The 23946-nt window shown below is 66.0% G+C and carries 19 protein-coding genes, 1 pseudogene and 1 riboswitch; of the genes and pseudogenes, 3 read left to right on the plus strand and 17 right to left on the minus strand.

The features are described 5' to 3' along the window. Positions 1-71 precede the first annotated feature (71 nt). The 9 genes and pseudogenes from V5F77_RS07785 to V5F77_RS07825 all read right to left on the minus strand — a co-directional run. Positions 72-563: pseudogene (locus tag V5F77_RS07785) on the minus strand (allophanate hydrolase-related protein); the annotation flags it as partial. Then, positions 524-4066 (minus strand): urea carboxylase, encoded by a 3543-nt coding sequence (gene uca, locus V5F77_RS07790; RefSeq protein WP_429004772.1) that lies wholly within the window; start codon positions 4064-4066, stop codon positions 524-526. The pseudogene V5F77_RS07785 and the gene uca, both read right to left, overlap by 40 nt. A gap of 3 nt (positions 4067-4069) precedes the next feature. Beyond that, a complete protein-coding gene (locus V5F77_RS07795) occupies positions 4070-4726 on the minus strand; it encodes an urea amidolyase associated protein UAAP2 (RefSeq protein WP_429004773.1) in 657 nt (218 codons plus the stop codon). 12 nt (positions 4727-4738) lie between these two features. Then, positions 4739-5542, minus strand: a complete 804-nt coding sequence (locus V5F77_RS07800; RefSeq protein ID WP_429004830.1) for an urea amidolyase associated protein UAAP1 — start codon at positions 5540-5542, stop codon at positions 4739-4741. A 16-nt stretch (positions 5543-5558) separates the two neighbouring features. Beyond that, entirely contained in the window at positions 5559-6377 is an 819-nt protein-coding gene (locus tag V5F77_RS07805; RefSeq protein WP_429004774.1) for an ABC transporter ATP-binding protein, read from the minus strand. Continuing rightward, the gene (locus V5F77_RS07810) at positions 6374-7186 is read right to left on the minus strand and encodes an ABC transporter permease (protein WP_429004775.1); all 813 of its coding nucleotides are present in this window, start codon (positions 7184-7186) and stop codon (positions 6374-6376) included. Before V5F77_RS07810 ends, V5F77_RS07805 begins: the two co-directional genes overlap by 4 nt. Positions 7187-7389: 203 nt before the next feature. Beyond that, positions 7390-8460 carry a putative urea ABC transporter substrate-binding protein gene (locus tag V5F77_RS07815; RefSeq protein ID WP_429004776.1) on the minus strand — a complete coding sequence of 357 codons (1071 nt, stop codon included), beginning with the start codon at positions 8458-8460 and terminating at the stop codon, positions 7390-7392. Between the two features lie 76 nt (positions 8461-8536). Then, positions 8537-8649, minus strand: a riboswitch (guanidine-I (ykkC/yxkD leader). Between the two features lie 153 nt (positions 8650-8802). Beyond that, on the minus strand, positions 8803-11313 hold the full coding sequence (locus V5F77_RS07820; protein WP_429004777.1) for a glycoside hydrolase family 18 protein: 2511 nt from the start codon (positions 11311-11313) through the stop codon (positions 8803-8805). 262 nt (positions 11314-11575) lie between these two features. Beyond that, positions 11576-12565 (minus strand): asparaginase, encoded by a 990-nt coding sequence (locus tag V5F77_RS07825; RefSeq protein WP_429004778.1) that lies wholly within the window; start codon positions 12563-12565, stop codon positions 11576-11578. A gap of 128 nt (positions 12566-12693) precedes the next feature. On the opposite strand from V5F77_RS07825, the gene pap reads away from it, so the two are divergent. Continuing rightward, a complete protein-coding gene (gene pap / locus V5F77_RS07830) occupies positions 12694-14187 on the plus strand; it encodes a polyphosphate:AMP phosphotransferase (RefSeq protein ID WP_429004779.1) in 1494 nt (497 codons plus the stop codon). A gap of 467 nt (positions 14188-14654) precedes the next feature. On the opposite strand, the gene V5F77_RS07835 is transcribed toward pap, so the two are convergent. The 6 genes from V5F77_RS07835 to V5F77_RS07860 form a co-directional block, all read right to left on the minus strand. Then, positions 14655-15197 (minus strand): flavin reductase, encoded by a 543-nt coding sequence (locus V5F77_RS07835; protein ID WP_429004780.1) that lies wholly within the window; start codon positions 15195-15197, stop codon positions 14655-14657. Between the two features lie 37 nt (positions 15198-15234). Next, positions 15235-15837 carry a malonic semialdehyde reductase gene (locus tag V5F77_RS07840; protein WP_429004781.1) on the minus strand — a complete coding sequence of 201 codons (603 nt, stop codon included), beginning with the start codon at positions 15835-15837 and terminating at the stop codon, positions 15235-15237. A 73-nt stretch (positions 15838-15910) separates the two neighbouring features. Further along, positions 15911-17224, minus strand: a complete 1314-nt coding sequence (locus tag V5F77_RS07845; RefSeq protein ID WP_429004782.1) for an NtaA/DmoA family FMN-dependent monooxygenase — start codon at positions 17222-17224, stop codon at positions 15911-15913. 44 nt (positions 17225-17268) lie between these two features. Beyond that, positions 17269-18117, minus strand: coding sequence for an ABC transporter ATP-binding protein (locus V5F77_RS07850; RefSeq protein ID WP_429004783.1), 849 nt, complete (start codon positions 18115-18117; stop codon positions 17269-17271). Position 18118: 1 nt separating this feature from the next. Beyond that, positions 18119-18937, minus strand: coding sequence for an ABC transporter permease (locus tag V5F77_RS07855; RefSeq protein ID WP_429004784.1), 819 nt, complete (start codon positions 18935-18937; stop codon positions 18119-18121). 30 nt (positions 18938-18967) lie between these two features. Continuing rightward, positions 18968-20053: a putative urea ABC transporter substrate-binding protein gene (locus V5F77_RS07860; RefSeq protein WP_429004785.1), complete on the minus strand. Its 1086-nt coding sequence runs from the start codon at positions 20051-20053 to the stop codon at positions 18968-18970. 269 nt (positions 20054-20322) lie between these two features. Here V5F77_RS07860 and V5F77_RS07865 point away from each other — a divergent pair, with 269 nt between their 5' ends. Both V5F77_RS07865 and V5F77_RS07870 read left to right on the plus strand, forming a co-directional pair. Further along, positions 20323-20964: a TetR/AcrR family transcriptional regulator gene (locus V5F77_RS07865; RefSeq protein ID WP_429004786.1), complete on the plus strand. Its 642-nt coding sequence runs from the start codon at positions 20323-20325 to the stop codon at positions 20962-20964. A 10-nt stretch (positions 20965-20974) separates the two neighbouring features. Then, complete coding sequence (locus tag V5F77_RS07870) at positions 20975-21769, plus strand: carbon-nitrogen hydrolase family protein (RefSeq protein WP_429004787.1); 795 nt, start codon at positions 20975-20977, stop codon at positions 21767-21769. 24 nt (positions 21770-21793) lie between these two features. Here the strand turns inward: V5F77_RS07870 and V5F77_RS07875 are convergent, their stop codons facing one another. Then, a complete protein-coding gene (locus V5F77_RS07875; protein WP_429004788.1) occupies positions 21794-22558 on the minus strand; it encodes a GntR family transcriptional regulator in 765 nt (254 codons plus the stop codon). Positions 22559-22636: 78 nt separating this feature from the next. Further along, positions 22637-23845, minus strand: coding sequence for a pyridoxal-phosphate-dependent aminotransferase family protein (locus V5F77_RS07880; RefSeq protein ID WP_429004789.1), 1209 nt, complete (start codon positions 23843-23845; stop codon positions 22637-22639). Positions 23846-23946 lie beyond the last annotated feature (101 nt).

The following is a 23946-nucleotide window of genomic DNA, read 5'->3' on the forward strand; positions in this document are numbered from 1 at the left end:
GTTTGCGATGCAGCATAGCGCAAGGGATTGGAGGCGCAGGGCACATGCCGCCGCGCCTCCGCTGCGGCGGGTCAGCTTTGCCGCGATGCGATATAGGCGCGCCACCCGCCGAGCGCGGTAATCTCCTGCGCGCCGGCCACCGCATGGGCCTCGCACAGGAAGCCGGGCACTTGCGTGCCGTCGTCCAGGGTCATCTTGCCGATCCCGAGTGGCGCCGGAATACGGGCGACGAAAGCGCCGAACGCGGCGGCATCCAGCGCCCAGACCTCCACATCCAGGCCGGGGCCGGAGAAGCCCGGCTCGCGCACTACGCCGGGCTTTGCGGGTACCGTGTCCGGCAGGACGAACAGGCGATAATCAGGCGCGGTGCGGCAGCGTTTCAGCAGGGCACCACCGGCGCCGGTGAGTTCGCCGTTGAGCGGCATGCCCGAGAGATGGGCGCCCACCACGGCGATCGGCACGGACTCGCCGGCCGGCGCGCGGGACTCGAGGCCGCTGAGCGGGATCTCTGACGTCTTGCTGGTCACGTTATGGCCTCCAGAACTGCCACCACATCCCCGGTGCGCACCGTGCGGCCGGGCACCATGCGCACGGCGCGCACGCGCCCCGCGGCATGGGCGGTGATAGAGATTTCCATCTTCATGGATTCAATGATGGCGATGGTCTCCCCCGCCGCCACATGCGCATTCTCTTCCACCAGCACCTTCCAGACATTGCCCGGAACATTGGCGCTGATGCCGAAGCAACCTTCGGGAATGGCCTCCTCCGCGCCGCCCGCGATCCCCTCGTCGGCCACGAAACTGTCGAGGCCCTGTTCCTTCCAATGGGCGCGCTCCGCGTCGAACGCCGCCTGCTGGCGCGCCTTGAACGCGTTGATCTCGCCGCTGTTGCGCGCCAGCTCGGCGGCATAATCCGCATAGGAGAATTGCGTCTCCTCGATGCGCAGCGGATAGGCGCCGTGGGGAAAGGCGGCGCGCGCCTCCATCAGCTCGGCGTGACTGACCGGGAAGAAGCGGATCTGGTCGAAGAAGCGCAGCAGCCAGGGCGTGCCGGGCTTGAACACGGGCGTGGTGCGCCACGTATTCCACACCTGGATGGTGCGGCCGAAGAGCTGGTAGCCGCCCGGCCCTTCCATGCCGTAGATGCACATATAGGCGCCGCCGATGCCGACCGCATTTTCCGGGGTCCAGGTGCGGGCCGGATTGTATTTGGTGGTCACCAGGCGATGACGCGGGTCGATGGGGGTCGCCACCGGCGCGCCGAGATAGACGTCGCCGAGGCCGAGCACGAGATAGCGCGCATCGAACACCACGTCGCGCACCGCCTGCTCGTTCTTGAGCCCGTTGATGCGGCGGATGAACTCGATGTTGGAAGGACACCAGGGCGCGTTCGGGCGCACCAGCTCCTGATATTTGCGCATGGCGAGCTGCGCGTCCTCGTCGTTCCACGACAGCGGCAGATGGACGATGCGGCTTGGCACCACCACGTCCTCGGCGGCGGGCAAGTTGCGCTCGATTTCGTCCAGTAGCCCGAGCAGCTTTCCGCGCGAGACCTGCGTGCCGTCATAATGAAGCTGGAGCGAGCGGATGCCGGGGGTGAGGTCGATGAGGCCGGGGATCTTCGCCTCTTCCACCGCCGCCGCCAGCAGATGGGCGCGCAGCCGCAAGGCGATGTCGAGCTTCATGTCGCCGAACTCGACCAGCAGATTATCGTCGCCCTGCCGGCGATAGACCACCCGCACCGGCCCGTCGTCGCGCTGGGCAAGGATGGCGGAGGCCGCCTCCGGCACGGACTTCACGGCCGGTCCCGCGACCGGGTCCTGCGGGCGGGGCAGCGGGTGGAAGCGCACTTTGTCGCCGGGCTTGAGCTGGCCCATCTTCCATTGCTCGTCCCGCGCGATCACCGCCGGGCAGACGAAGCCGCCGAGCGAGGGACCGTCCGGGCCGAGGATGATGGGCATGTCGCCGGTGAAGTCGATGGCGCCCACCGCATAGGCATTGTCGTGCAGATTGGAGGGGTGAAGCCCGGCCTCCCCGCCGTCCGTGCGCGCCCAGCGCGGGGTCGGGCCCATCAGCCGCACGCCGGTGCGGGCGCTGTTGAAATGCACTTCGTAGGTTGCCGAAAACAGGTCCGCTATGTCTTCGTCCTGGAAGAAGTCGGGCGCGCCGTGGGGACCGTAGACCACGCCGATCTCCCACTCCCGCGTCAGCAGCGCGGGCTGCGTCGATACCGTTTCCGGCAGGGGCGGGCGGGTGGCGGGCGGGTTGAGGTGCAGCACGTCGCCGCCCTTCAGATTGCCGGTGGCATGGCCACCGAACAGGCCGAGGGCGAAGGTGGCGCGCGAGCCCAGCACTTCCGGTGCCGCGAATGCCCCGCGCACGGCGAGATAGGCGCGCTGTCCGGGACCGGAAATGGCGCCGACGGCGAGCATCTGCCCCGCCTTCACCGCGAACGCCGCATCGTGGGGCACCGGCACCCCATCGAGGGTCGCCGGCATATGGGCACCGGAAATGGCGACGTCGGCGTCGGTGTGGAAGCGCAGCGTCGGTCCGTTGACGGTCATTTCCAGGGCGACGGCGGTTTCCTTATTGCCCACCAGCGCATTGGCATAGGCAAACGAGCGCGCGTCCATGGGGCCGGAGGGCGGCACGCCCACGTGCCACAGATGCAGCCGTCCCGGCAGTTCCTGCAGGCTCGATTGCGCGCCGGGGCTGAGCACCTCGATGCTCTCCGGCCGGAAGGCGAAATCCTTCAGCGCCGTGGTCGCCACCTTGCCGGAGGCCAGCAGGTCCGACGCCGCAATCGCGCGCAGATAGGCGAGATTGGTCTCGATGCCGCTGATGGAGGTGTCTGCCAGCGCCGCGCGCAAGGCGGCGAGCGCGGCCGGGCGGTCGGCGCCGGAAACGATCACCTTGGCCAGCATGGGATCGTAATAGGGGGTCACCTCCGTGCCGGTTTCGACCCAGGTATCGACCCGCGCATTGGGGCCGAATTTCACCTGCGTCAGCAGGCCGGCGCTGGGCTGGAAATTGGCGTGCGGGATTTCCGCATAGACCCGCACCTCCATGGCCGCGCCCTTGGGCACCAGCGGAGTTGCGGGAATGATGTCTTCGCCGGCGGCCTGGCGGATCATCCATTCCACGAGGTCGATGCCGAATACCGCCTCGGTGACCGGGTGCTCCACCTGAAGACGGGTGTTCACCTCCAGGAAGTAGAAATCCTCCCGTGCCGGATCATAGATGAATTCAACCGTTCCTGCTGAAGCATAAGATACGCTTGTCCCAAGCTTCACCGCCGCGTCGTGCAGGCGCGCGCGGGTTTGCTCGGAAAGCAAAGGGGCCGGCGTCTCCTCCACGACCTTCTGATTGCGGCGCTGGAGCGAGCAGTCGCGCTCGCCGAGCGCGATCACCTGGCCCTTGCCGTCGCCGAAGATCTGCACTTCCACATGGCGCGCGTCGGAAACGAAGCGCTCCAGATAGACGCGGGCATCGCCGAAGGAGGCGCGCGCGGTGCGCTGGACCCGCTCGAAGGTCTCCCTCAGCTCTTGTGGCGTATGGCAAAGCTGCATGCCGATGCCGCCGCCGCCCGCCGTGCTCTTGAGCATCACGGGATAGGTGATGGCGTCCGCCGCCGTCAGCGCCGCGTCCACATCGTCCAGCAGGCCGGTGCCCGGCAGCAGCGGCACGCCGCTCTTTTGGGCGATGTCGCGGGCCGTGTGCTTGAGCCCGAACGCGGTCAGATGCTCCGGCCGGGGGCCGATGAACACGATCCCGGCTTCCGCAAGCCGTTGCGCGAACGCAACATTTTCCGACAGAAAGCCATAGCCCGGATGCACCGCCTGGGCGCCGGTCGCCGTGCAGGCGGCGATCACCGCCTCGACGTCGAGATAGCTCTCGCTGGCGGGGGCGGGACCGACGCGCACGGCTTCGTCGGCATCGAGCACGGGCCGCGTGAAGCGGTCCGCGTCGGAATGGATGGCGACGGAGGCAATTCCCATGCGTCGCAATGTCTTGATGATCCGGCCGGCGATTTCGCCCCGGTTCGCGATGAGAACCTTGGTGAACAAAGCTCAGCCCTCGGTCGCTGCGAAGATCAGGACGCGGATCGGCGTCGGATTGAAGCCGTTGCAGGGATTGTTGATCTGCGGGCAATTGGAGATGACGCAGAGAACATCCATCTCCGCCTTCAGCTCCACATAATCGCCGGGCTTGGAGACGCCATCCACGATTGCCAGCTCGCCCGAGGGCTCCACCGGCACGTTCATGAAGAAATTGATGTTCGGCACGATGTCGCGCTTCGACATGCCGTGTTTCGTGACTTCCACGACGAAGTTCTCGCGGCAGGCGTGCAGATACTTCGTGTGATGCCCGAACCGCACCGTATTCGCCTCGCACGAGCAGGCGCCCGCCGAAGTGTCATGCCGCCCGCAGGTGTCGGCGGTGACGGTGAGCATCAGGTGCCCCTCGTTGGAGATCAGCCGGGTCCCCGTGGAGACATAGGCCGAACCCTGCACGCGCAGCGTATCCTGGGAGGAATAGCGCTCGGCGAAATCGTCGGCGCGGTAGAACAGGGTGTCGACGGCCTGCTGGCCTTCTAGGTCGATGATGCGGATGGATTGCCCGCGCTTGACGAGGCCCGACCAGGGCGCCTGGGCGGCGATGTCGTGCACCTGGAGGGCCTTGGCAGGATCGTGCACGGGGGCGGCGAAGAATGGGGTGCTGTTCATGATCGCTCTCCCTCAGCGCACGAGGTTTTCGAAGCCGCGCACGGCTTCCTGGGTGGCGGTGCGGCACAGATCGTCGGCGGCGGGGGCGGCCGCCTGGAACCGCACCACTTCCACGGGCTTCGGGTCATAGGCCGGGTTCGGGTCGAGCGGGTGGGGGCAGTTGGAGAGCGCGACCAGCACATCCATTTCCGCCCGCAGGTCGACGAAATCGCCCTGCTGCCGCTGGCCCTCCAGCCATACGAAGCCGCCCGCCTCATTGGTGCGCACGGGGGCGAAGAAACTGATGCAGGGCGGGATGTCGCGCCGGTCGAGGCCGAGCTTGCCGGCGGCGAGAATGAAATTGTCCCGCGTGTTGCGCAGCACGGCGTCGCCGTAGCGGGCGCGGTTGGAGGCGGGGGTCGAGCCGCCCATCAAGGCGTCATGGGCGCCGGTGGTGTCCTCGACGATGGAGAACATGACCTTGCCCATGTCGGAGAAGATCACCCGCCCCTTGCCGAGGGCGGCGGTCCATTGGACCTTCACCGTATCGGCATAGTTCAGCCGCTCGGAGGTGTCGGCGGCGTTCCAGGCGATCAGGGAGATGGCGGACGGCCCCTCGGGCAGCGAGAGGCGCAGGGCTTCGCCCGCCAGCACCTTCACGGTCCAATACCAGCCGCCGGGAATGGTTTCCCGATGCAGCGGCCCGGGCGGGAGCATCACGCTCCAGCGCTCGGTGGGCGCGGGCAGGGCTCGGGGCGCATGGTCCTGGCCGGCGGCCTTCAATTCCTCATAGCGGCGCTTGTTCGCCTCGATGAGGGCGCGTGTCTCGTCATTCATCGTCATGCGTCTCTCCTCAGACCGACAGAAGCGCCGGGTCGTCCCGGCCAATGTCCTCGGGGGAGATCGGGTCGTCCCGATCGGAGGGGTTGATGCGCGGCTGGCCGGCGATGCGCCGGGGCCAGACCTCGATGTCGTGGGCGATGGTGGCGCCGAAGCGCTCGCGCTCCTCGCTGCGGTTGCGCTTGCGCTCGAAGGCGATGACGCGGGTGGCGAGCGTGAAGGCTTCCTTCAGATCGTGGGTCACCATCACCACGCTCATCTCGCAGCTGTGCCACAGCTTGAGCATGAGTGCGTGAATGTCGCCGCGAATGCCGGGATCGAGCGCGCCGAACGGCTCGTCCAGCAGCAGGATCTTGGGGCGGCGCATGATCGCCTGGGCGAGCGCGAGGCGCTGCTGCATGCCGCCGGACAAGGCGGCGGGATACTTACCTTCGGCGCCGGCGAGCCCGACCTCGGCGATGAGGGCGCGCGCCTCCTCCTGCGCCCGCCGCCGGGCGGTGCCGAACAGGTGGCCGGTGAAGGGCGCGCCGGGAATTTCGGCGGCGAGCAGCACATTGCCCAGCACGGTCAGATGCGGGAATACGCTGTAGCGCTGGAACACCACGCCCCGGTCGGCACCGGGCTCGCCGGCGAGCGGCTTGCCGTCGATCAGCACGCGCCCGCGCGTCGGCTGTTCCTCGCTCAGCAGGATGCGCAGGAACGTGGTCTTGCCGCAGCCGGAGGGACCGACCAAAGCGACGAAGGAGCGGGGCGCGAAATCGAGGGAGATGTTCTCCAGCACGATCTGGTCGCCATATTCCTTCCAGAGGTGCTCGACTTGGATCGCGGTCATTTCGCCCCTCCGAACCAGGGGAAGGCGGTGTCGCGCAGCTTGGCGAGGGCGAAATCCATGATCACCGAGAGCAGGGTGATCCAGGCCACATAGGGCAGGATCACATCCATGGCGAGATAGCGCCGCACCAGGAAGATGCGATAGCCGAGCCCGGAATCCGCCGCGATGGCCTCGGCGGCGATCAGGAACAGGAAGGCAGGGCCGAGCGAGAGACGCACGCCGTCGATGAGGCGGGGCAGGATCTGCGGCAGCACGATGCGCAGCGCGATCTGCCAGGTGGAGGCGCCGAGCGTCTCCGCCTTGATGATCTGCTCGCGCGGCAATTCCTGCACCCGCATGGCGAGGTCGCGGATGAGGAACGGGGTCACGCCGATGACGATCAGGGCGATCTTGGAGGTTTCGCCGAGGCCGAGCACGATGAACAGGATCGGCAGCAGGGCCAGCGGCGGCACCATGGAGACCATGCCGACGAAGGACGCAAGCAGCGCCCGCACGCCCGGCAGCAGGCCGATCAGCAGGCCCACGACCAGGGCGATGAGCGTCGAGAGCGCGAGCGCGGAAATGAGCCGCTCCAGGCTCGCCAGCGTATCGGCCCACAGGATGTAATCCCCGGTGCGGGCATCGGCGGTGAAGGCGACGCGGACGATGGCGTCGCCGAGGGTGGCAAGGCTCGGCAGGAGCTTGTCCGCCGGGTTTTCCGCCAGGCGCTCGGCCGAGCCGAGGACATAGGCGAGGAGCACGAGCGCGAACGGCAGGATCGCCAGCAGGAGCCCTGCCGTGCGGTCCGGTCTGCGATTGATGAGACGCATGGAGGGGATCTCCGATCTGCCGTTGCTTTGTTTCCCCCCGTCGCGCTTGTCCCCTCCCCCCTTGCGGGGGAGGCAGGGAGGGGGGTGTCTCTGCGTTTATCCCGACGAGGGCGATGCTTGCGCGCGCGTTGCTTGCGGCACCATACCCCCTCCCCAGCCCTCCCCCGCAAGGAGGGAGGGGGTCCCGCAAAGGCCTGCGGGTGCTAGAGCTTGCCGTCGGCGGCGGCGGCCATGAAGGTGTCGGTGAAGCGGAACTTCACGTTCTTCGCATCGCCCAGCACCTTGCCGTCGGCCAACTCGATGCCCACCGCGTCGGCGGACTTGGCGTCGTTGCCCAGCAGCTTCTTCTCGAACAGGAACTTGCGCACCCGGTCCATGGTGGTGCCCACCGCCGGCGACTTCACGAACGCGACGGCGTCGGAGGCCTTGTCGAACAGCTTGGTGGCGGCAAGCTGGCTTTCGAAGCCGGCGAGGTCGGTGCCGGAGGCCTTGCCCATGGCGGTGCGGGCGGCGATGCCGGCTTCGCTCTTGGCGGTGGTGAGCGCCATGGTCTCGTACCAGATGCCGACCAGCGCCTTGCCGAAGTCCGGGTTGTCCTTGAGCGTCTCGGTATTGGCCACCAGAAGATCCATGATCTCGCCGGGGATCTTGGAGCTGTCGAACACGTTGTGGGCGCTCTTGTCGGCGAGGATTTCCGAGACCAGCGGGTTCCAGGTGACGACGGAGGTGACCGCCTTGGTCTTGTAGGCGGCGACCATGTCGGCGTCGGAGGTGTTGGTGACCTTCACGTCGCGCTCGCTCATCTTGGCGGATTCAAGCGCGCGGGCGAGCAGATAGTGGGAGACCGAGAACTCGACCAGATTGACCTTCTGCCCCTTGATGTCGGCGAGCTTGGTCTTGTCCTTGAGGATCACGGCGTCATTGCCGTTGGAGAAATCGCCGACGATCACGGCGGTGGTGTCCACGCCGCCGGCGGCCGGCACGGAGAGGGCATCCATATTGGTGACGGTCAAGGCGTCGAAGGCACCGGCCGTGTATTGATTGATGGATTCGACGTAGTCGTTGAACTGGGTGACGTCGATCTTGATGCCGTATTTGTCGGCCCATTTCTTGACGATGCCGGTCTCGGCGGCATAGCCCCAGGGCATCCAGCCGACATAGATCGACCAGGCGACCTTGAATTCCTTCTTCGGCGCGGCGAGCGCCGGGGACGCGCCGGCGATGAGCGCGGCGGCACAGGCAAGGCCCAAGAATTTCGAGAAGCGAGAGCGCATATTCTATTCCCCTTCGTTAGGTCAAACGATGAGGAATTGGCGAGACTCCAGTGCCGCCAATTCCTTGGCCACCGAGGTCTCCCGGGCTTTTATCCCGCCGTGCACCCGGCCGGATGTCTCCCGGACCGGTGGCAGCTCTCGGACCAGCACATCGCTTGACGCGATGCCGGAACCCTAGCCGCCAACTCTGCCCCTCTCTCAGCAATTCACATGCCAGACGCGGGGCGCCGGGAATCAAGGGTTTTCATCGCACATTGACCGCATGTCTGCGCATTCTACGGGCATTATGATGTAAAATTAGGCGATGTCAGATGGCTTATGTCACCATGCATGCAAGATGGTTCATCCCAGGAGGGTCGTCGTCGCGGTCGAATCCACCCCGAGGAGGCTCGCCACCACGAAACTGGCCGCCACAAGACTTGCCGCCGCCGAGGTGGCGGCATGCGCCGTGTCGAGCGCGGCGGACCATTCGACAAGCGCCGAATGATATTGGCCGGCGACGTTGTTGAGGTTCAGTTCATCGAGCGTCACGTCAAGCAGGATATAGCTGTGCTTGTTGTCGGTGATGTCGATCACCGTCGAGCCGTCGACTTCGCTGATCGAGAAGGCGCCGGCCTGCATCGTGCCGAAATCCAGCGTGTCGGTGAGGGGCGAAAAGTCGGTGATGAGATCCTGCTTGCCCCAGTTCCAGGTGATCTCGACCGTCATCGGGTCGTGGGTCGCAGCGGTGCTCACCACGGCGTCGAGCACGCCGTTTCCGCCGATCACCACGTCGGGCTTCAGGGTCGAGGCGGCGGCGATCTGCGACAGAGACTGGCCCTCCACCCAACTCGCATGGGCGGCGGCGATCACGCTTTCGGCGCTGCCGGTGGCATCGCTGGCGAGGTCGTAGAACATCATGCCGCCGAGCCCGAGACCCTGCGCCCATTCCGACTTCAGTGCGATCGAGGACGGAGTCTCGACCGAGGAGAAGATGCCGAGGGCCTCGTTATAGACATAGGCCGCCTGGGCATCGTCGTCCCAATACAGCTTCCATCCGCTGTCGGCGGTCTGCAGGTCGGCGAGGATCTGGCTGTAGTCGTAATGGCCAAGGCCGCTGCCACCCGTGGGAAGGCCCGTGCTTTGCGCGTGCAGCCCCCCGTCGCCGCCGTCCGCGACACCCGACCAGGCGCTGGTATAGAGTGGGGCGCCCAGCACCATCTTGGCCGGGTCGATGCCGGCGATCAGATACTGCGCCACCGCGTTCTCGATGCCGATGCCGTCGGACGTATTCTCCAGCGGCGCAAGGTGGCCGGTGGTGGTCTCCCACGTGCCGTGGAAGTCGTAGGCCATCATGTTGAACCAGTCGACATAAGGCTCAAGGCCCGCAAGATTGAAGCCGGCGATCTGGTCGGTGCCCACGGGCGAGGCCACGGAGATGGTGTAGTCGCGGCCGGTCTCGCGCTCCAGCCCGTCCAGCGCATGGCGCACGCTGGCCAGCAGCAGGGCATAATTCTCGGCATCCTCCGGCCGTCCGTTGCCGGGATACTCCCAGTCGAAATCCACGCCGTCGAACATGGGGTAGGTCTTGAGGAAGTCCACCAGGGACTGGGCGAAGGTCTCGCGGCTGTCCGCGGTCGCTGCGGCGTCGCTGAAATTGGCCGAGAGCGCCGCGCCACCCACGGTGATGGAGACCTTCAGGTCGGGATGCGCGGCCTTCAATTCTGCGATCTGGTGGTAATTGCCCGCCAGCCCCTGCCCGGCGGTGTCGGCCACGCCATCCACGCTGTCGGCTGCGGAAAACAGCATCTGCGTATCGACATAGGGATCCCACATGGCGATGCGGCCGTCCGCGTCGATATAGGCGGCGGCATAGATGAGATTGGTGAGCTGGTCCGCCGGGACATCGGAGATCGTGTAATTGTGGTCGTAGACGGTCCAGTCGGCGAAATAGCCCGCGAGGATCGGCCCCGTGGACGTGCCGTTTGCAGGGGTCTGAGAGACCGGTGTCTCGACCACCGGCGTTTCGGCAACAGGGGTCTCCACGGCCGGCGTTTCCGCGACGGGTGTCTCGGCGACGGGTGTCTCGGTGGGCGCCACCACGACCACTGGCGTGTTCACCACCGGAGTCTCCGCAGCAGGAGCCTCCGCAACGGGGGTCTCCGCCACCGGCGCCTCGGTGACAGGCGTTGCGACGACCGGCGGGATTTGGGCGACCGGATCGAGGGCAGGTTCGGCCGGGATTTCGGCCGGCGCGCTGTGCGCCGCGGTGAGCGCTGTCGCCCATGTTTCCAGTCCCGAGGGGTCCCGTCCGGTGATGTTGGACAAGGACAGGTCCGCCAGCGCGACGCCCGCGAGCGTATAGGTCTGCAGGCTGGAAGGGATGGTGATGACGGTGGAGCCGTCCACTTCCGACAGGGTGAACTGGGCGGCGCTGAACCAGCCGAAATCCAGCATGTCATGGGCGGGATCGAAGGCGATGGTCTGGTCGCTCGCCCATCCCCAGGTGATGGCGACTTCCTGTCCCAGCCCCGCATTGCCGCCGAATGCGCCGTCGCCGGGGTCGAGGATGCGGCTCCAGGCGACGAGGGCGGATGCGTTCAGCGCGGTGATGTTGGCGAGCGACAGCTCGGCCAATGTGACGCCGCGCAAGGTGTAGGTCTCGGCGCAGGAGGGGATGGCGATAACCACCGACCCGTCGACCTCCGCGACCGTGAAGGTGTCGTCGGAGAACCAGCCGAAATCCAGCGTGTCGTGCGCCGGGTCGAAGTCGAGCACGGTCTGCGTGGCCCAGCTCCAGGTCAAAGCGGTGACGGTGCCGGGATCGCCTGCGGTCAACATTTCCGGTAGGTTTGCAGTGTTCCCGCTCGACATGCGTGCCTCCTGCCGCGCCACCGCTTGAAGCGTTAGAACGAGTCGCCAGCGGTCAGCGTTGAAATCAGAATGGGGGAACAGCGGGTCACTTGTCGAGCAGGTTTTTACAGAAGCTATGCTCAACCAATTGGTTCATTCCTGCAAATTTAACCAACCAGTATTTTCAGTTCGACAGTATTTGTCTCACCGCGATGGCCGCGATAACCCTAGGCAATGAAGGTATTGGGGTGGGACCTCCGGGCGCGGCGGTCGGTTCGGGACGTCAGGGCGAGGCGAACCAGGGCGCGAGGTCTTGTGGGCGGACGATGCCGTGGGCGAGCAGCAATTGCAGCAGCAGCCGCGCCCGCACGGGGTTGAGATCCTGTGCCGGGACGAAGCCGAAAGCTTCGTCATCCACTTCCCGGCGCGGCAATACCGGCCCGGCCGGCAAGCGGCTCGCGCGGACCACGGGACTCCCCGCCGCAACCGCCGCCGCAAGGGCCGCCAGCACGCCCTTTGGCGCATTGCCGCCGCCCATCCCCGCCAGCACCAGGCCCCTTGCACCGAGCGCACGGGCGGCCTCGACCATCCCGGCCCCCATGCCGGCATGGGCATAGAGGATCGCGACCTGCGGCAGCGCCTGTGCGGGCAAAGCCAGCAGCGGGTGGCGGCGGGCGGGCGGGGCATGAAACACCACCTCGCCCCCGGCGATGCGGCCCAGCGCGCCGCGGTGCGGCGAGGCAAAGGCGTCCAGCGCCAGCGTATGGAGCTTGGTCACGTCCGTGGCGCTATGAATCTCGCCGTGCAGCACCGCGACGATGCCGTGGGCGGCGGTGTCCGGCGCCAGCGCGACACGCGCCGCTTGGAGCAGGTTGTCCGGCCCATCGGGATGCGGGTCGCTGGCCGGACGCATGGCGCCGGTCAGCACCACCGGGATCCTCGGTGCCAGCACGCAGTTCAGGAAGAAGGCGGTTTCCTCCAGCGTATCGGTGCCGTGGGTGATGACGATGCCATCCACCCCGCCATCCCCACCGCCATCCGCGTCGAGCGCCGCGATGCGGGCGGCGAGGCGGCGCCACACGGTCTCGTCCATGTCCTGGCTGCCGATGGCGGCGACCGGCTCGGTGGTGATGCGGGCGAGCGCGGCGAGCTGCGGCACCGCCGCCACCAGCGTGTCGGGCGCGAGCGCGCCGGCGGCATAGCCGACCCCGCTCCCGGTTTCAGCGGTGCCCGCGATCGTGCCGCCGGTGGCGAGAATGACGAGATGCGGCACCTTCGGGCTCCTCCTTGCGAAGCGGGCGGCGACCATCGCCCGCCGGGTCGCCGCATTCAAGCGTCGGGGCGCTTGACGCTATGGCCGCGCCGCCGGACAGTGGGGTGGGCGGAAAAGACAGGAATTTCATGTTTGATTCCATGAAGATCGAGCGCCATCTCGACAAAGCGAGCTTCAAGGCGCTGGAACCTGGCCTGCGCGAAGGGCTGCTGGACCTCCAGTCGGAGCTGATCGCCCAGAAGCGGCGCACCGTGCTCATTCTCATCAATGGCGCGGACGGCGCGGGAAAGGGCGGGGTGCTCAACCAGCTTTACGGCTGGCTGGACGCGCGCAAGCTGACGACCCTGACCTATGATGCGCCCACGGACGAGGAGCGCGCCCGCCCGGAGATCTGGAAATATTGGCGCGACATGCCGGCCCATGGCGAAATCGGCATCATCCTCGGCTCCTGGTATCACACGCCTATCAAGGCCGATGCGCTCGGCGGACCTGACGGGGCGAACCTCACCCAGGCGCTGGACGCCATCAATCGCTTCGAGGCGATGCTGCATGCCGAGGGGGTGCTGCTGCTGAAGCTGTGGCTCTATCTCGACCCCAAGGACGCCCAGGCCCGGTTGAAAGCGCTGGACGAGGGGCCGACCGACCGGCCGGTGGTGCGCGAATGGACAGACATCACCAGCAAGAAGGCGCGTCGCCGCCTGGAGGCAAGCGCCGCCGAGGGGTTCCGCCAGACCTCCACCGGCATCGCCCCCTGGACCATCGTCCCGGCCGCGGATCCGCATTATTGCGCCATCGCGGTCGGTAATGCCTTGATGGAACTTCTGTTGCGCGCGACCGCGGCGCCGGCGGTTGCGGCCGGCGCACCTGTGCCCGCCCGTGCGATGCCGATCCCGGCAGCTCTTCCGGCGGTGAGCATTCTGTCCACCCTCGACTTCAGCAAGGCGCTGGACGAGGAGACCTATCGCGCGCAGATCGATGTGGAGCAGCAGCGCATCACCCGCCTCACCATTTCACGGGGCTTCGCCAAGCGCGGTCTCGTCTGTGCGTTCGAGGGCAGCGATGCGGCGGGCAAGAGCACCACCATCATGCGCCTGCGCGAAGCGCTCGACCCCCGGCGCTTTCGCGTCCATCCCATTTCCGCCCCCACCGACGAGGAGCGGGCGCGGCCCTATCTCTGGCGGTTCTGGCGCCGCATCCCGGGGCGCGGCAATACCGCCGTGTTCGATCGCTCCTGGTATGGCCGGGTGCTGGTGGAGCGGGTGGAGAACCTGACCCCGCAGGAGGATTGGGGGCGCGCCTATGGCGAGATCAATGATTTTGAAGGCCAGCTGACCGAGGCGGGCTATGTGCTGGCGAAATTCTGGCTCGCCATCAGTCCGGAAGAGCAGGCCCGCCGTTTCGCCGAGCGGGAGCGCGTCGCCTATAAGCGCTTCAAGCTCACCCCGGAAGATTGGCGCAACCGGGAAAAATGGCCGCTCTACGAGCAGGCGGTGACCGATATGGTGGACCGCACCAGCACCTTCTATGCCCCCTGGACGCTAGTGGAGGCAGAGAACAAGCGTTACGCGCGCGTGACAGTGCTGCGCACCATCGCCGACCGCCTGGAGGAGGCGCTCGGCTGAGGCCGCGCCCCGCGCAGCCAAGGGCAAGGCGGGGCTCGTTAGAGACTGTTTGAAAATCCACCTCTCCCGTTCCTCACCTCTCCCCCACGGGAGAGGTCGACCGCGCAGCGGGCGGGTGAGGGGGGCCCGTGTCGATCGGCGCTTTCCGGAGCGTCGTGGCCGGGCGCGTCCCGGCCATCCACGCGGCGAGGCCAGGGCCAAGACTCACAGGATGCGCCAAGCGGTTCGGCGTGGATCGCGGGCACAAGGCCGGGCAAGACGATAAGGGATCGCGCAGCCCCCCCTTTTTTCGCATTTCCAAACCGGCTCTGAGTGCCGAAGTTCTGCGGAAAATTGAAGTTCCTCCGCAGAATAATGCGAAAAATCACCCTTTCCGCACGGTTCTTCTTCCGGAAAATAGTGTTTCACGTGAAACATTTCACGCAAATCCAAGCATTTGCGGGCGTTTTGGAGGGGGAGGGGACGCCCTATTGCGAGGTTCCCTCATGAATCGCGTGATAGCGCCGATCGAAATAGATCAAGGCTTCGCCCGCACCGCCGACGGCGAGGCCCACCACCTCGCAGAACAAGACGCAATGGGTGCCCACATCCACCGTGCGGGCGATCCTGCAGTCGAATGCCGCGACCGCATCCGCCAACACCGGCGCGCCGGTGGCCGCGTGCGCCCATTGGGCCGCCGCGAAGCGGTCCTCCATGGGCGTCTTGCCGCCGAACAGGTTGGACAATCCCTTGTGCGCCGGGGCGAGGGTGTTCACGCACAGCACGCCGTTCGCCTGGAACGCCGGACTGACGGACGCGCCGCGATTGAGGCACACCAGCAAGGTGGGCGGGGTGTCGGTGACGCTGCACACCGCCGAGGCGGTAAATCCCGCCCGCCCACCGGGTCCGTCGGTGGTCACGACGTTCACCGCCGCGCCGAAGCGGGACATGGCGTCGCGATAGCTCTGCTGGGTCACGGCCGGGGCATTGGCCGCGCCGGCCGCCGCCGGCGGTTCTTGGCTTACGATCATGATGACCTTCCAAGTGGGCGGGGAGGGGCGCCCCGGCTCACGCCAGGACGCACGCCTCGGAGAAGTCGAAGCGCGGCAGCCGGTCGAATACGCCCGAGGGATCGCCATGGCCGAGATTGACCAGGAAGTTGGCCGTCCAGGTCGTTCCCGCGAAAAAGGCCTCGTTCACCAAGGCCTTGTCGAAGCCGCCCATGGGGCCGGCATCGAGCCCAAGCGCGCGGGCGGCGAGGATCAGATAGGCGCCTTGCAAGGTGCCGTTCAGAAAGGCGGTCTCGCGCGCCGCCTCCGGGCTCGACGTGAACCAGGATTTGGCGTCCGCATGGGGAAACAGCTTGGGCAGGTGATCGTAGAAGGCTTCGTCACGGGCCACGATCACCGTCACCGGGGCGGCCATGGTCTTCTCCAGATTGCCCTTGGACAGGGCCGGGCGCAGCTTTTCCTTGCCCTCCGCCGTGCGCACGAAGACGAAGCGGCCGGGTGAGCAATTGGCCGAGGTGGGACCCATCTTCAGCAGGTCATAGAGTTCGACCAGGGTTTGGTCGGAGATCTTGCCGTCGCGCCATTTGTTGTGGGAGCGGGCGGTGCGGAACAAGGTATCGAGCGCGTCTTGGGAAACGGCTCCGGTCTCGGTTTCGGGCATTGTGGTCTCTCCGTGTGGCGAAGGCGGCGGCGTGCCTCTGCGCCGCCGCACCGGCCTCAGAACGCGTGCAAACTCAGAAGGCTTGCAGATTGTCGCGCAAGGTCTGGTGGCTATAGGCGGTGCGGGTCAGGCCGCGCCGCTGCAAAGCCGGCACGAGGCCGTCGGCCACCTCCATGATGTAGCGGCGCGAGACCCGCAGCACCGGCGTGGTGATGAGGAAGCCGTCGCCGCCCACCTCGTCCATCACTTCGCCCATGCGCTCCGCCACCTGGTCCGGCGTGCCGATCAGCTCGACCGATGAGACGAGGCCGCCGCCGCCGTCCACCACCAGTTCGCGCACGGTCTTGCCCGAGCCCCATTGCTGGAACTTGTCGAGCGTGCCGGATTCCCCGTTGGTGACGAGCTTTTCCGGCAGCGGCTTATCCACGTCATAGATCGAGAAATCGATCTCGGTGATGGCCGAGAGGGAGGACAGGGTATCGTTGATGAAATGCGGCGAGGAGACCTGGCGCTGGTACTTTGCCTTCGCCTCCTCCTCGGTTTCCCCGAGCGTCGGGGTGATGCAGAACAGCACCTTGATTTCATTGGGATCGCGGCCGAGCTTCACGGCCCGGGCGCGGATATCGTCCCGGAACTTCTTCATCTCGGCGACGCCGCTCGCCACCGAGATGATGGAATCCGCGTGGAGCGCCGCAAAATCCCGCCCGCGCGGCGAGGCGCCGGCCTGCACATAGACCGGCCGACCCTGGGGCGAGGGAACCGTGTTCAGCGGCCCGCGCACCTGGAAATACTTGCCCTTGTGGTCGATGGTGCGGACCTTGGCGGGATCGGCATAGACGCCATTCGCGCGGTCGAGGACGATCGCGTCCTCGTCCCAGCTGTCGAACAGCTTGCCGACCACTTCCATGTATTCGTCGGCCATCTCGTAGCGGGTTTCGCGCAGCGGCAGCTTGTCCATGCCGAAATTCTGCGCCGAGAGGTCCTCCGCCGAGGTCACGATATTCCAGCCGAAGCGGCCGCGCGTCAGGCTGTCGATGGTGGAGCACAGGCGCGCCAGCAAGAACGGGGGATAGGCCATGGTGGACATGGTGGCCACCACGCCGAGGTGGCTGGTCGCCATGCCCATGGCGGTGGCCAGCGGGGCCGGATCGTGCTTCGGCACCATCATGGCGTTCTTCAGCGCGAAATCGCGCGAGCCGCCGAAGGTCTCGGGGACCATCAGCTTGTCCTCGATCATGATGTAGTCGAAGCAGGCGCGTTCCAGCGTCTGCGCCATCTCCACATAGAAGCGGCCATCCCAGGGATAGCCGCCATTGCCGAACGGCTCGCGCCATTCGTCGGGGGTGAAGTTCATGAACCAGGCCAAGTGAAAGGGTTGCGCGACCATGTGGCGTGCTCCGAGGCTTTGGATGTTGAAGGCGGGCTTGGCTTTTAGGCGGCGCCGACCTTGAGGGAGAAGGGGTGGATCACGGCGCTCACCGGGGGCGAGGCCCCGCTCTGGCCGTGGTCCTGCCGCGCCTTGGCGCGGGCGGCTTCGAAGCGTTCGGATTCGCGGACGACCCGGCATTTGGCTTCGAAATTCGAGGTGATCGTGGCCCCATAGCGTTCCGGCGCCTGGGGGTCCCTGCGGGGGCGGTCCACGGCGATCACGCGGGTGCCGAGGGCGAACGCCTCGGCAAGATCATGGGTGACCATGACGATGGTCATGGCATGCTCCTCCCACAATTCGCGCACCAGAACATGCATCGCCTTGCGGGTGCCGGGGTCGAGCGCGCCGAACGGCTCGTCCAGCAGCAGCACCTTGGGCTTCATGATGAGCGCCTGGGCAATGGCGAGGCGCTGCTGCATGCCGCCGGAAAGCTGCTGGGGATATTTATCCGCCGCCGCGCCAAGTCCGACGCGCTGGAGCAGGGCCATGGCCCGCGCCTTCAATTCGCGGTGCTGTTTGCCGAACAGGCGGCCGAGCAGCGGCGCCTGCGCCCATTGCGGGCCGAGCATCACATTGCCCAGCACGGTCTTGTGGGGAAACACTGAATAGCGCTGGAACACCACGCCCCGGTCGGCGGTGGGTTCGCTGGCGATCGGCTTGCCGTCGATCAGGATCTCCCCGCGCGTCGGGTTCTCCTGGCTCAGCAGCAGGCGCAGCAAGGTGGTCTTGCCGACGCCGCTCGGCCCGATGATGACGAGGAATTCGTGGTCCGGCAGGTCGAGGCTGACGTTCTCCAGCACGATTGTGTCGCCATATTCCTTCCAGACCTTGTCGATCTTGATCGCCGTCACCTCAGCTCTCCTTCAGCGCGGCCCAGGGGAAGGCATAGGTGTTGAGGCGGCGCAGGCCGTAATCCATCAGGAAGGCCAGCAGGGTGATCCAGGCGACGTAGGGCAGGATGACGTCCATGGCGAGATAGCGGCGCACCAGGAAGATGCGATAGCCAAGCCCGCCTTCCGCCGTGATGGCTTCCGCCGCGATGACGAACAGCCAGGTGGCGCCGAGTGAGAGCCGGACCGAATTGATCAGGTTCGGCATCACCTGTGGGAGAACCACATGGGTCATCATCTGCCAGGTGGAGCCGCCCAGAGTCTGGGCCTTGATGATCTGTTCGCGCGGCAGGCTCTCCACCCGCAGCACCACGTCGCGGATCAGGAACGGGGCGATGCCGAACACGATCAGCACGATCTTCGAAACCTCGCCCAGCCCAAAGATGATGAACAGGATCGGCAGCACCGCCAGCGGCGGCACCAGGGAGAGCGCGGCCAGCACCGGCTCGAACATGGCGCGCAGATGGGGGATGAAGCCGATCAGGATGCCGAGCACGCATCCCAGCAATGCCGAGATGCCGAGCCCCACGCACAGCCGCCAGAGGCTGAGATACGTGTCGAACCAGAAAAGATAATTGCCGCTGGAGCGGTCCGGCTGCGCCATCAGCCGCTCCATGGCGCCGTAGAAGGACGAGAAGCTCGGGATCAGCTTGTCGCCGGGATTGACCGCGAGGCGGGCCTCGGAGGCCATCAGATAGATCAGCAGGATGGCGATGAAGGGAAGGAGGCCCAAGATCAGCTTCTGGCCGCGCGCGGGCGGATAATTGATGATGCGTCGCAAGGATCAGCCCTCCCTTCGCTGGTGATCGTGTCAGAGCTTGCCGTCGGCCGCCGCCTGGGCGAACGAGGCGTTGACGCGCATCTTCACGTTCTTCGTGTCGCCGAGCACGCTGCCGTCCGGCATCATGATGCCAATGGCATCGACGCTGGTCGCGCCCTGGCCGAACAGTCCGCGGTCAAAGCAGAAGGTGCGGATGTAATCCCAGGCCTTCTTGGTGCTGGCGGCGGTGAGGAAGGTGGCGGCTTCTGCCGGCGTGTAGAAGAAGTGGGTGGTTTGCACTTGCGACTTGAGTCCTGGGAGATCGGTGCCCATGGCGCTGGCCATAATTTCGTTGATGGGCTTCGCCGCGTCGCCACCGGCCTTCAAGGTGGCGAGCGTTTCATACCAAGCCCCGGTGATCGCCTTGGCGAAATTGGGGTTGTCCTTCAGCACCTCGGTCTTGCCGATGAACACGTCCATGATCTCGCCGGGGATCTTGGAGCTGTCGAACAGCACCTTGGAGTCCTTGCTGCCGGCGAGCATGTCGGCGGTCATGGGCTTCCAGGAGACCGCGTGCTTCAATTCCGGCTTGGTGAGATAGGCGGCGGCGATGTCCGCGTCGGAGATGTTGACCGTCTTCACCTCGCCGACGCCGTGCATGCCGTTCATCACCAGCGCCCGGTCGAGCAGATAATGCGAGACGCTGAACTCCAGCAGATAGACGTCCTGGCCCTTCAGCTCGGCGACCGATTTCGCCGATTTCGACATCAGCACGTCATTGCCGTTGGAAAAGTCGGTGATGAGGAAGATCGAGGTATCCACGCCGCCGGCGGCCGGCATGGTGAGCCCGTCCATCCCGGCCACGCCGACGCCGTCGAGGTCTCCGGCGATGAACTGATTGATGGAGCCGACATAGTCATTGACCAGGACGACGTCGATATCGATGCCGTATTTGTCGGCCCACTTCTTGAGGATGCCGGATTGCTTCATGTAGGCGAGCGGCATGAAGCCGACATAGATGGAATAGCCCATCTTGAAGGATTTTTTTTCTGCGGCTTCGGCGCGGTTCAGGCCGGGCGCGAACACGGCGCTACAGAGCAGCGCAAGCAGGACCACGGCGCGGAAAAAGCGGTTCATAGACGAACTCCGATAGTCGGATGCGACATGACGACGCTTATTAAGCGAGCGTTTAATACGTGCCTGCAAGAAAGATTTTTGCACCGCACAACATTTATGCAAAACAAGCGCTGACATGGCCTCAAAGGCCCTATCTTGTGCAATTGCGAACGAGCTTTGCTCGCGATATCGGCAGCAAAAGGGGTGACTTGGCCCTATGACCTAAGGGATAACCCCAAGTGGCCGCGCGAAGGACCACATGCGATGCTTCGCCCGCAGGGAGATGTTCAATGAACGTGAAGGCGGTGCGGCAGCGGCTTGATCCGGCCAAGCGGTCCGAACTCATCCTCGACGCTGCGCTGCAATTGTTCGGGACATCCCACTACAGCATCGTCACGGTGCGCGACATCGCGCTCGCCTGCGGGATCAATGTCGGGCTGATCTACCATTATTTCGAGAACAAGGATCATCTGTTTCGAAGAGTGCTCGCTCATGCGCTGAATCAGATCATGGTGGGCTATGAGGAGCGGCGCGGCGTGCGGGAGAATGATCCCCTGTCCGATATCGGCGCATGGCTCGACATCCAGATCACCATCGCGCCGACCGTGACGCGCATGGTGAAGATCATGGCCGACTACGCCGCCCTGAACGCTCGCGACGCGGAGGTGGATCAGTTGATCGCGAATTTCTATCGCGACGAACGCGTGCTTGTGGAGGAGACACTGGCGCGCGGCATTGCGGCGGGCATGTATCGGCCCGTGGACGCGGCCAAGATGGCGCGGCTCATCGGCCTGCATCTCGACGGCATCTTTCATGCTTCGGCGAGCCGTGGCGACGATCGCATCGCCGACGACATTGAGGAATTGCGCGAATTCCTTCTTCATTTTCTCGGCGTGCGATCGAATGCGCTGCCGCAGCCCAAGCGGCCCTGACGGAGCGCCCATGCTGATCGCCATATTGCAGATGACGCCCGCTCCGGCGGATATCGAGGCCAATCTTGCCTGCATCGAACGCGCGGCGACAGCCGCCGCCGCCTTCGGCTGCGATCTGCTGGTGACCCCCGAGATGGGCGTGACCGGCTATAATATCGATGCCGACATCGCCCGCCTCGCCTCGCCGAGCGATGGCCCCTTGGTGGCGCGGCTCGGCGAGATCGCCCAACGCGCGGGTATGTGCCTTGTCGCGGGATTTCCCGAGCGGGCGGGCGATGCGGTCTATAACAGTCTGGTCCTGGTGCGGCCGGCCGGCGGGGCCGTCATCTATCGCAAGTGCCATCTCTACGGGCCGGACGAGAAGGCCGCCTTCACCGCCTCCAGCCGCGTGTCCGAAATCGTCGATATCGCCGGCCTCAAGGTGGGTTTCCTAATCTGCTACGACGTGGAATTCCCCGAAATGGTGCAAGCTCTTGCCTTGGCCGGCGCCGATCTGGTGGTGGTCCCGACCGCGCTCGCGGCAACCCCCTCCTGCCGGCGCATCGCGCTCAGCGTGGTCCCTGCGCGCGCGATGGAGAACCATGTGTTCATCGCCTACGCGGACCTGTGCGGCAGCGAGCGCGGGCTGACCTATCAGGGCTGTTCCGTGATCGCCGCGCCCGATGGCGAGGATTTGGCGCGGGCGGGGGAAGGCGAGGCGCTGCTGATGGCGCGGATCGACCCCCGGGCCTATGACGCCGCGCGGGCGGAAAATCCCTATAGCGAAGACCGCCGCCCCACGCTTTACGCCGCCCGTGGGACCTGATGTTGATCGGCGCGCCGTCTCGTCTCAGGACGCGGGCGCCGCGCCGGTCTTTGCCACGGTCGAACGGGGCGCGGCTTTCGAACGCTTCGGCACGGTGGGCGTCGCCGGGCCGGGGCTGCCCTTGGCGTCCAGGTCGGCCAGGGATTCGTGCACCATGCCGGCCTTGTGCCTGAGGTGGTCGCGCAGGATGCGGCCGAGCCGCGTGCCGTCGCGCTCCGCCAGCGCTTCCATCATGCGTTCGTGGTCCTCCACGGCTTCACGCCAGCGGGCGGGCGATTTCTTCGCGACGAACCGCACCGCATGGATGCGCACCATCAGCGAGTTGTAGAGCTGAGTCAGCGCGCCATTCCCGGCGATGTCGAAGAAGGCGGCGTGGATCGCCTTGTTGAGGTTGAGATAGGGGGCGGAATCGCCGGCCTTGTAATGGGCCACCATGGCATCGTGCATCGCCCGCAGATGGACGAATTGCACCGGGGTGATGCGGGCGCAGGCGAGTTCGCCGGCCAGCGCCTCCAGCGCCCCCATGATGGGGAAATATTCGTCGATCTCCGCATCGGAGATGCGTGCGACCATGGCGCCGCGATTGGGCGTGAGCACCAGCAGGCCCTCGGCCGCCAGCACCTTCAGCGCTTCCCGCAAGGGTGTGCGCGAAACGCCGAAGCGGGCGCACAGCGCCTGTTCGGGGATCTTGTCGCCCGGCTGCAATTCGTCGCCGAGGATCATGTCGCGCAGCAACGGCACCAATTCGCCGTGCAGGCTACGCCGGGTAATGATGGCCTTCTCGGGCATGGAACGCGTCCTCTCCTTAGGAGAAGTGTCCCGGTCCGGCGCGGGAATGCAAGCGGTCCCGCGCCGGAATGATGCGGGCTATTCCGCGGCGACGGCCACCTGATGGCGGGCGGCTTCCGCGAGATAGTCCATGGCCGCCTGCACGCCGCCCTTGCGATGCGGGATGCCGGCGAGCTCCAGGCCCATCTCCACGCCCGCGAGCGCGCCGAGGATGGTCAGGTCGTTGGTGTCGCCGAGATGGCCGATGCGGAACACCCGGCCCTGGAGCTTGGTGAGGCCGGTGCCGAGCGAAATGTCGAAATGCTCCAGCGCCACCTGTCGGAAGCGATCGGCATCATGGCCTTCCGGCACCAGCACGGCGGTAAGGGAGGAGGAATAATATTTCGGCTCCCGGCACAGCACCTCCAGCCCCCAGGCGCGCACGGCGCGGCGGGTGGCTTCGGCATGGCGGTCGTGGCGGGCGAAGACATTCTCCAGCCCTTCTTCATTGAGCATGTCGATGGCCTCGGCGAGGCCGTAGAGCAGGGTGGTGCCCGGCGTGTAGGGGAAGAAGCCGTTGCGGTTGGGGCCGAGCATTTCTTCCCAGGCCCAGAACAGCTTGGGCAGCCTGGAGGTCTTGGTGGCGGCAAGCGCCTTTTCGCTCACGGCGGTGAAGGAAAGGCCGGGCGGCAGCATCAGCCCCTTCTGCGAGCCCGCCACCGTGACGTCCACGCCCCATTCGTCGTGGCGATAATCGATCGAGGCCAGCGAGGAGATGGTGTCCACCAGCAGCAAAGCCGGATGGCCGGCGGCATCGATGGCGCGGCGGATCTCCGGCACCAAAGTGATGCAGCCGGTGGAGGTCTCGTTGTGCACCACGCACACCGCCTTGATCTCGTGCGCCTTGTCTTCCTTGAGCCGGGCCTCGATGGCGGCGGCATCCGCGCCGATGCGCCAGTCGGAGGCGATGAATTCCGGCTCAATGCCGATCTTCAGGGCCATGTTCTTCCACAAAGTGGCGAAATGCCCGGTCTCGAACATCAGCACCTTGTCGCCGGCGGACAGCGTGTTCACCAGCGCCGCTTCCCACGCGCCGGTGCCCGAGGCGGGATAGATGATGACCGGGCTGCTGGTGCGGAAAATCGTCTTGATGCCCTCCAGCACCCGGCGCCCGAGCTTCTGGAAATCCGGTCCGCGATGGTCGATCACGGGCATGTCCATGGCCCGCATGATGCGGTCGGGCACCGGAGTCGGGCCGGGAATCTGCAGGAAATGGCGCCCCGCGATGCGGGCGGAATTGCTGGCCATCGGGTTTCGCTCCCCTTTGATCGTTGGCGGCGGGATTCACCCCGCCGCGATTTAGCGCGCCCTTTCAGGTCATTGGCCTTCGTCGTCCGGCACCTTCCCAG

Source organism: Roseixanthobacter psychrophilus (assembly GCF_043195195.1).
GTDB lineage: Bacteria > Pseudomonadota > Alphaproteobacteria > Rhizobiales > Xanthobacteraceae > NCEH01.

Excerpts from the sequence above, each read along its gene's own strand:
- V5F77_RS07880 (WP_429004789.1), bottom strand. The coding sequence starts at position 23,845 with ATGGCCAGCAATTCCGCCCGCATCGCGGGGCGCCATTTCCTGCAGATT.
- V5F77_RS07845 (WP_429004782.1), bottom strand. The coding sequence starts at position 17,224 with ATGGTCGCGCAACCCTTTCACTTGGCCTGGTTCATGAACTTCACCCCC.
- V5F77_RS07860 (WP_429004785.1), bottom strand. The coding sequence starts at position 20,053 with ATGAACCGCTTTTTCCGCGCCGTGGTCCTGCTTGCGCTGCTCTGTAGC.
- V5F77_RS07865 (WP_429004786.1), top strand. The coding sequence starts at position 20,323 with ATGAACGTGAAGGCGGTGCGGCAGCGGCTTGATCCGGCCAAGCGGTCC.
- V5F77_RS07875 (WP_429004788.1), bottom strand. The coding sequence starts at position 22,558 with ATGCCCGAGAAGGCCATCATTACCCGGCGTAGCCTGCACGGCGAATTG.
- V5F77_RS07870 (WP_429004787.1), top strand. The coding sequence starts at position 20,975 with ATGCTGATCGCCATATTGCAGATGACGCCCGCTCCGGCGGATATCGAG.
- V5F77_RS07800 (WP_429004830.1), bottom strand. The coding sequence starts at position 5,542 with ATGAATGACGAGACACGCGCCCTCATCGAGGCGAACAAGCGCCGCTAT.
- pap (WP_429004779.1), top strand. The coding sequence starts at position 12,694 with ATGTTTGATTCCATGAAGATCGAGCGCCATCTCGACAAAGCGAGCTTC.
- V5F77_RS07795 (WP_429004773.1), bottom strand. The coding sequence starts at position 4,726 with ATGAACAGCACCCCATTCTTCGCCGCCCCCGTGCACGATCCTGCCAAG.
- V5F77_RS07815 (WP_429004776.1), bottom strand. The coding sequence starts at position 8,460 with ATGCGCTCTCGCTTCTCGAAATTCTTGGGCCTTGCCTGTGCCGCCGCG.
- V5F77_RS07820 (WP_429004777.1), bottom strand. The coding sequence starts at position 11,313 with ATGTCGAGCGGGAACACTGCAAACCTACCGGAAATGTTGACCGCAGGC.
- V5F77_RS07810 (WP_429004775.1), bottom strand. The coding sequence starts at position 7,186 with ATGCGTCTCATCAATCGCAGACCGGACCGCACGGCAGGGCTCCTGCTG.
- V5F77_RS07805 (WP_429004774.1), bottom strand. The coding sequence starts at position 6,377 with ATGACCGCGATCCAAGTCGAGCACCTCTGGAAGGAATATGGCGACCAG.
- V5F77_RS07840 (WP_429004781.1), bottom strand. The coding sequence starts at position 15,837 with ATGCCCGAAACCGAGACCGGAGCCGTTTCCCAAGACGCGCTCGATACC.
- V5F77_RS07835 (WP_429004780.1), bottom strand. The coding sequence starts at position 15,197 with ATGATCGTAAGCCAAGAACCGCCGGCGGCGGCCGGCGCGGCCAATGCC.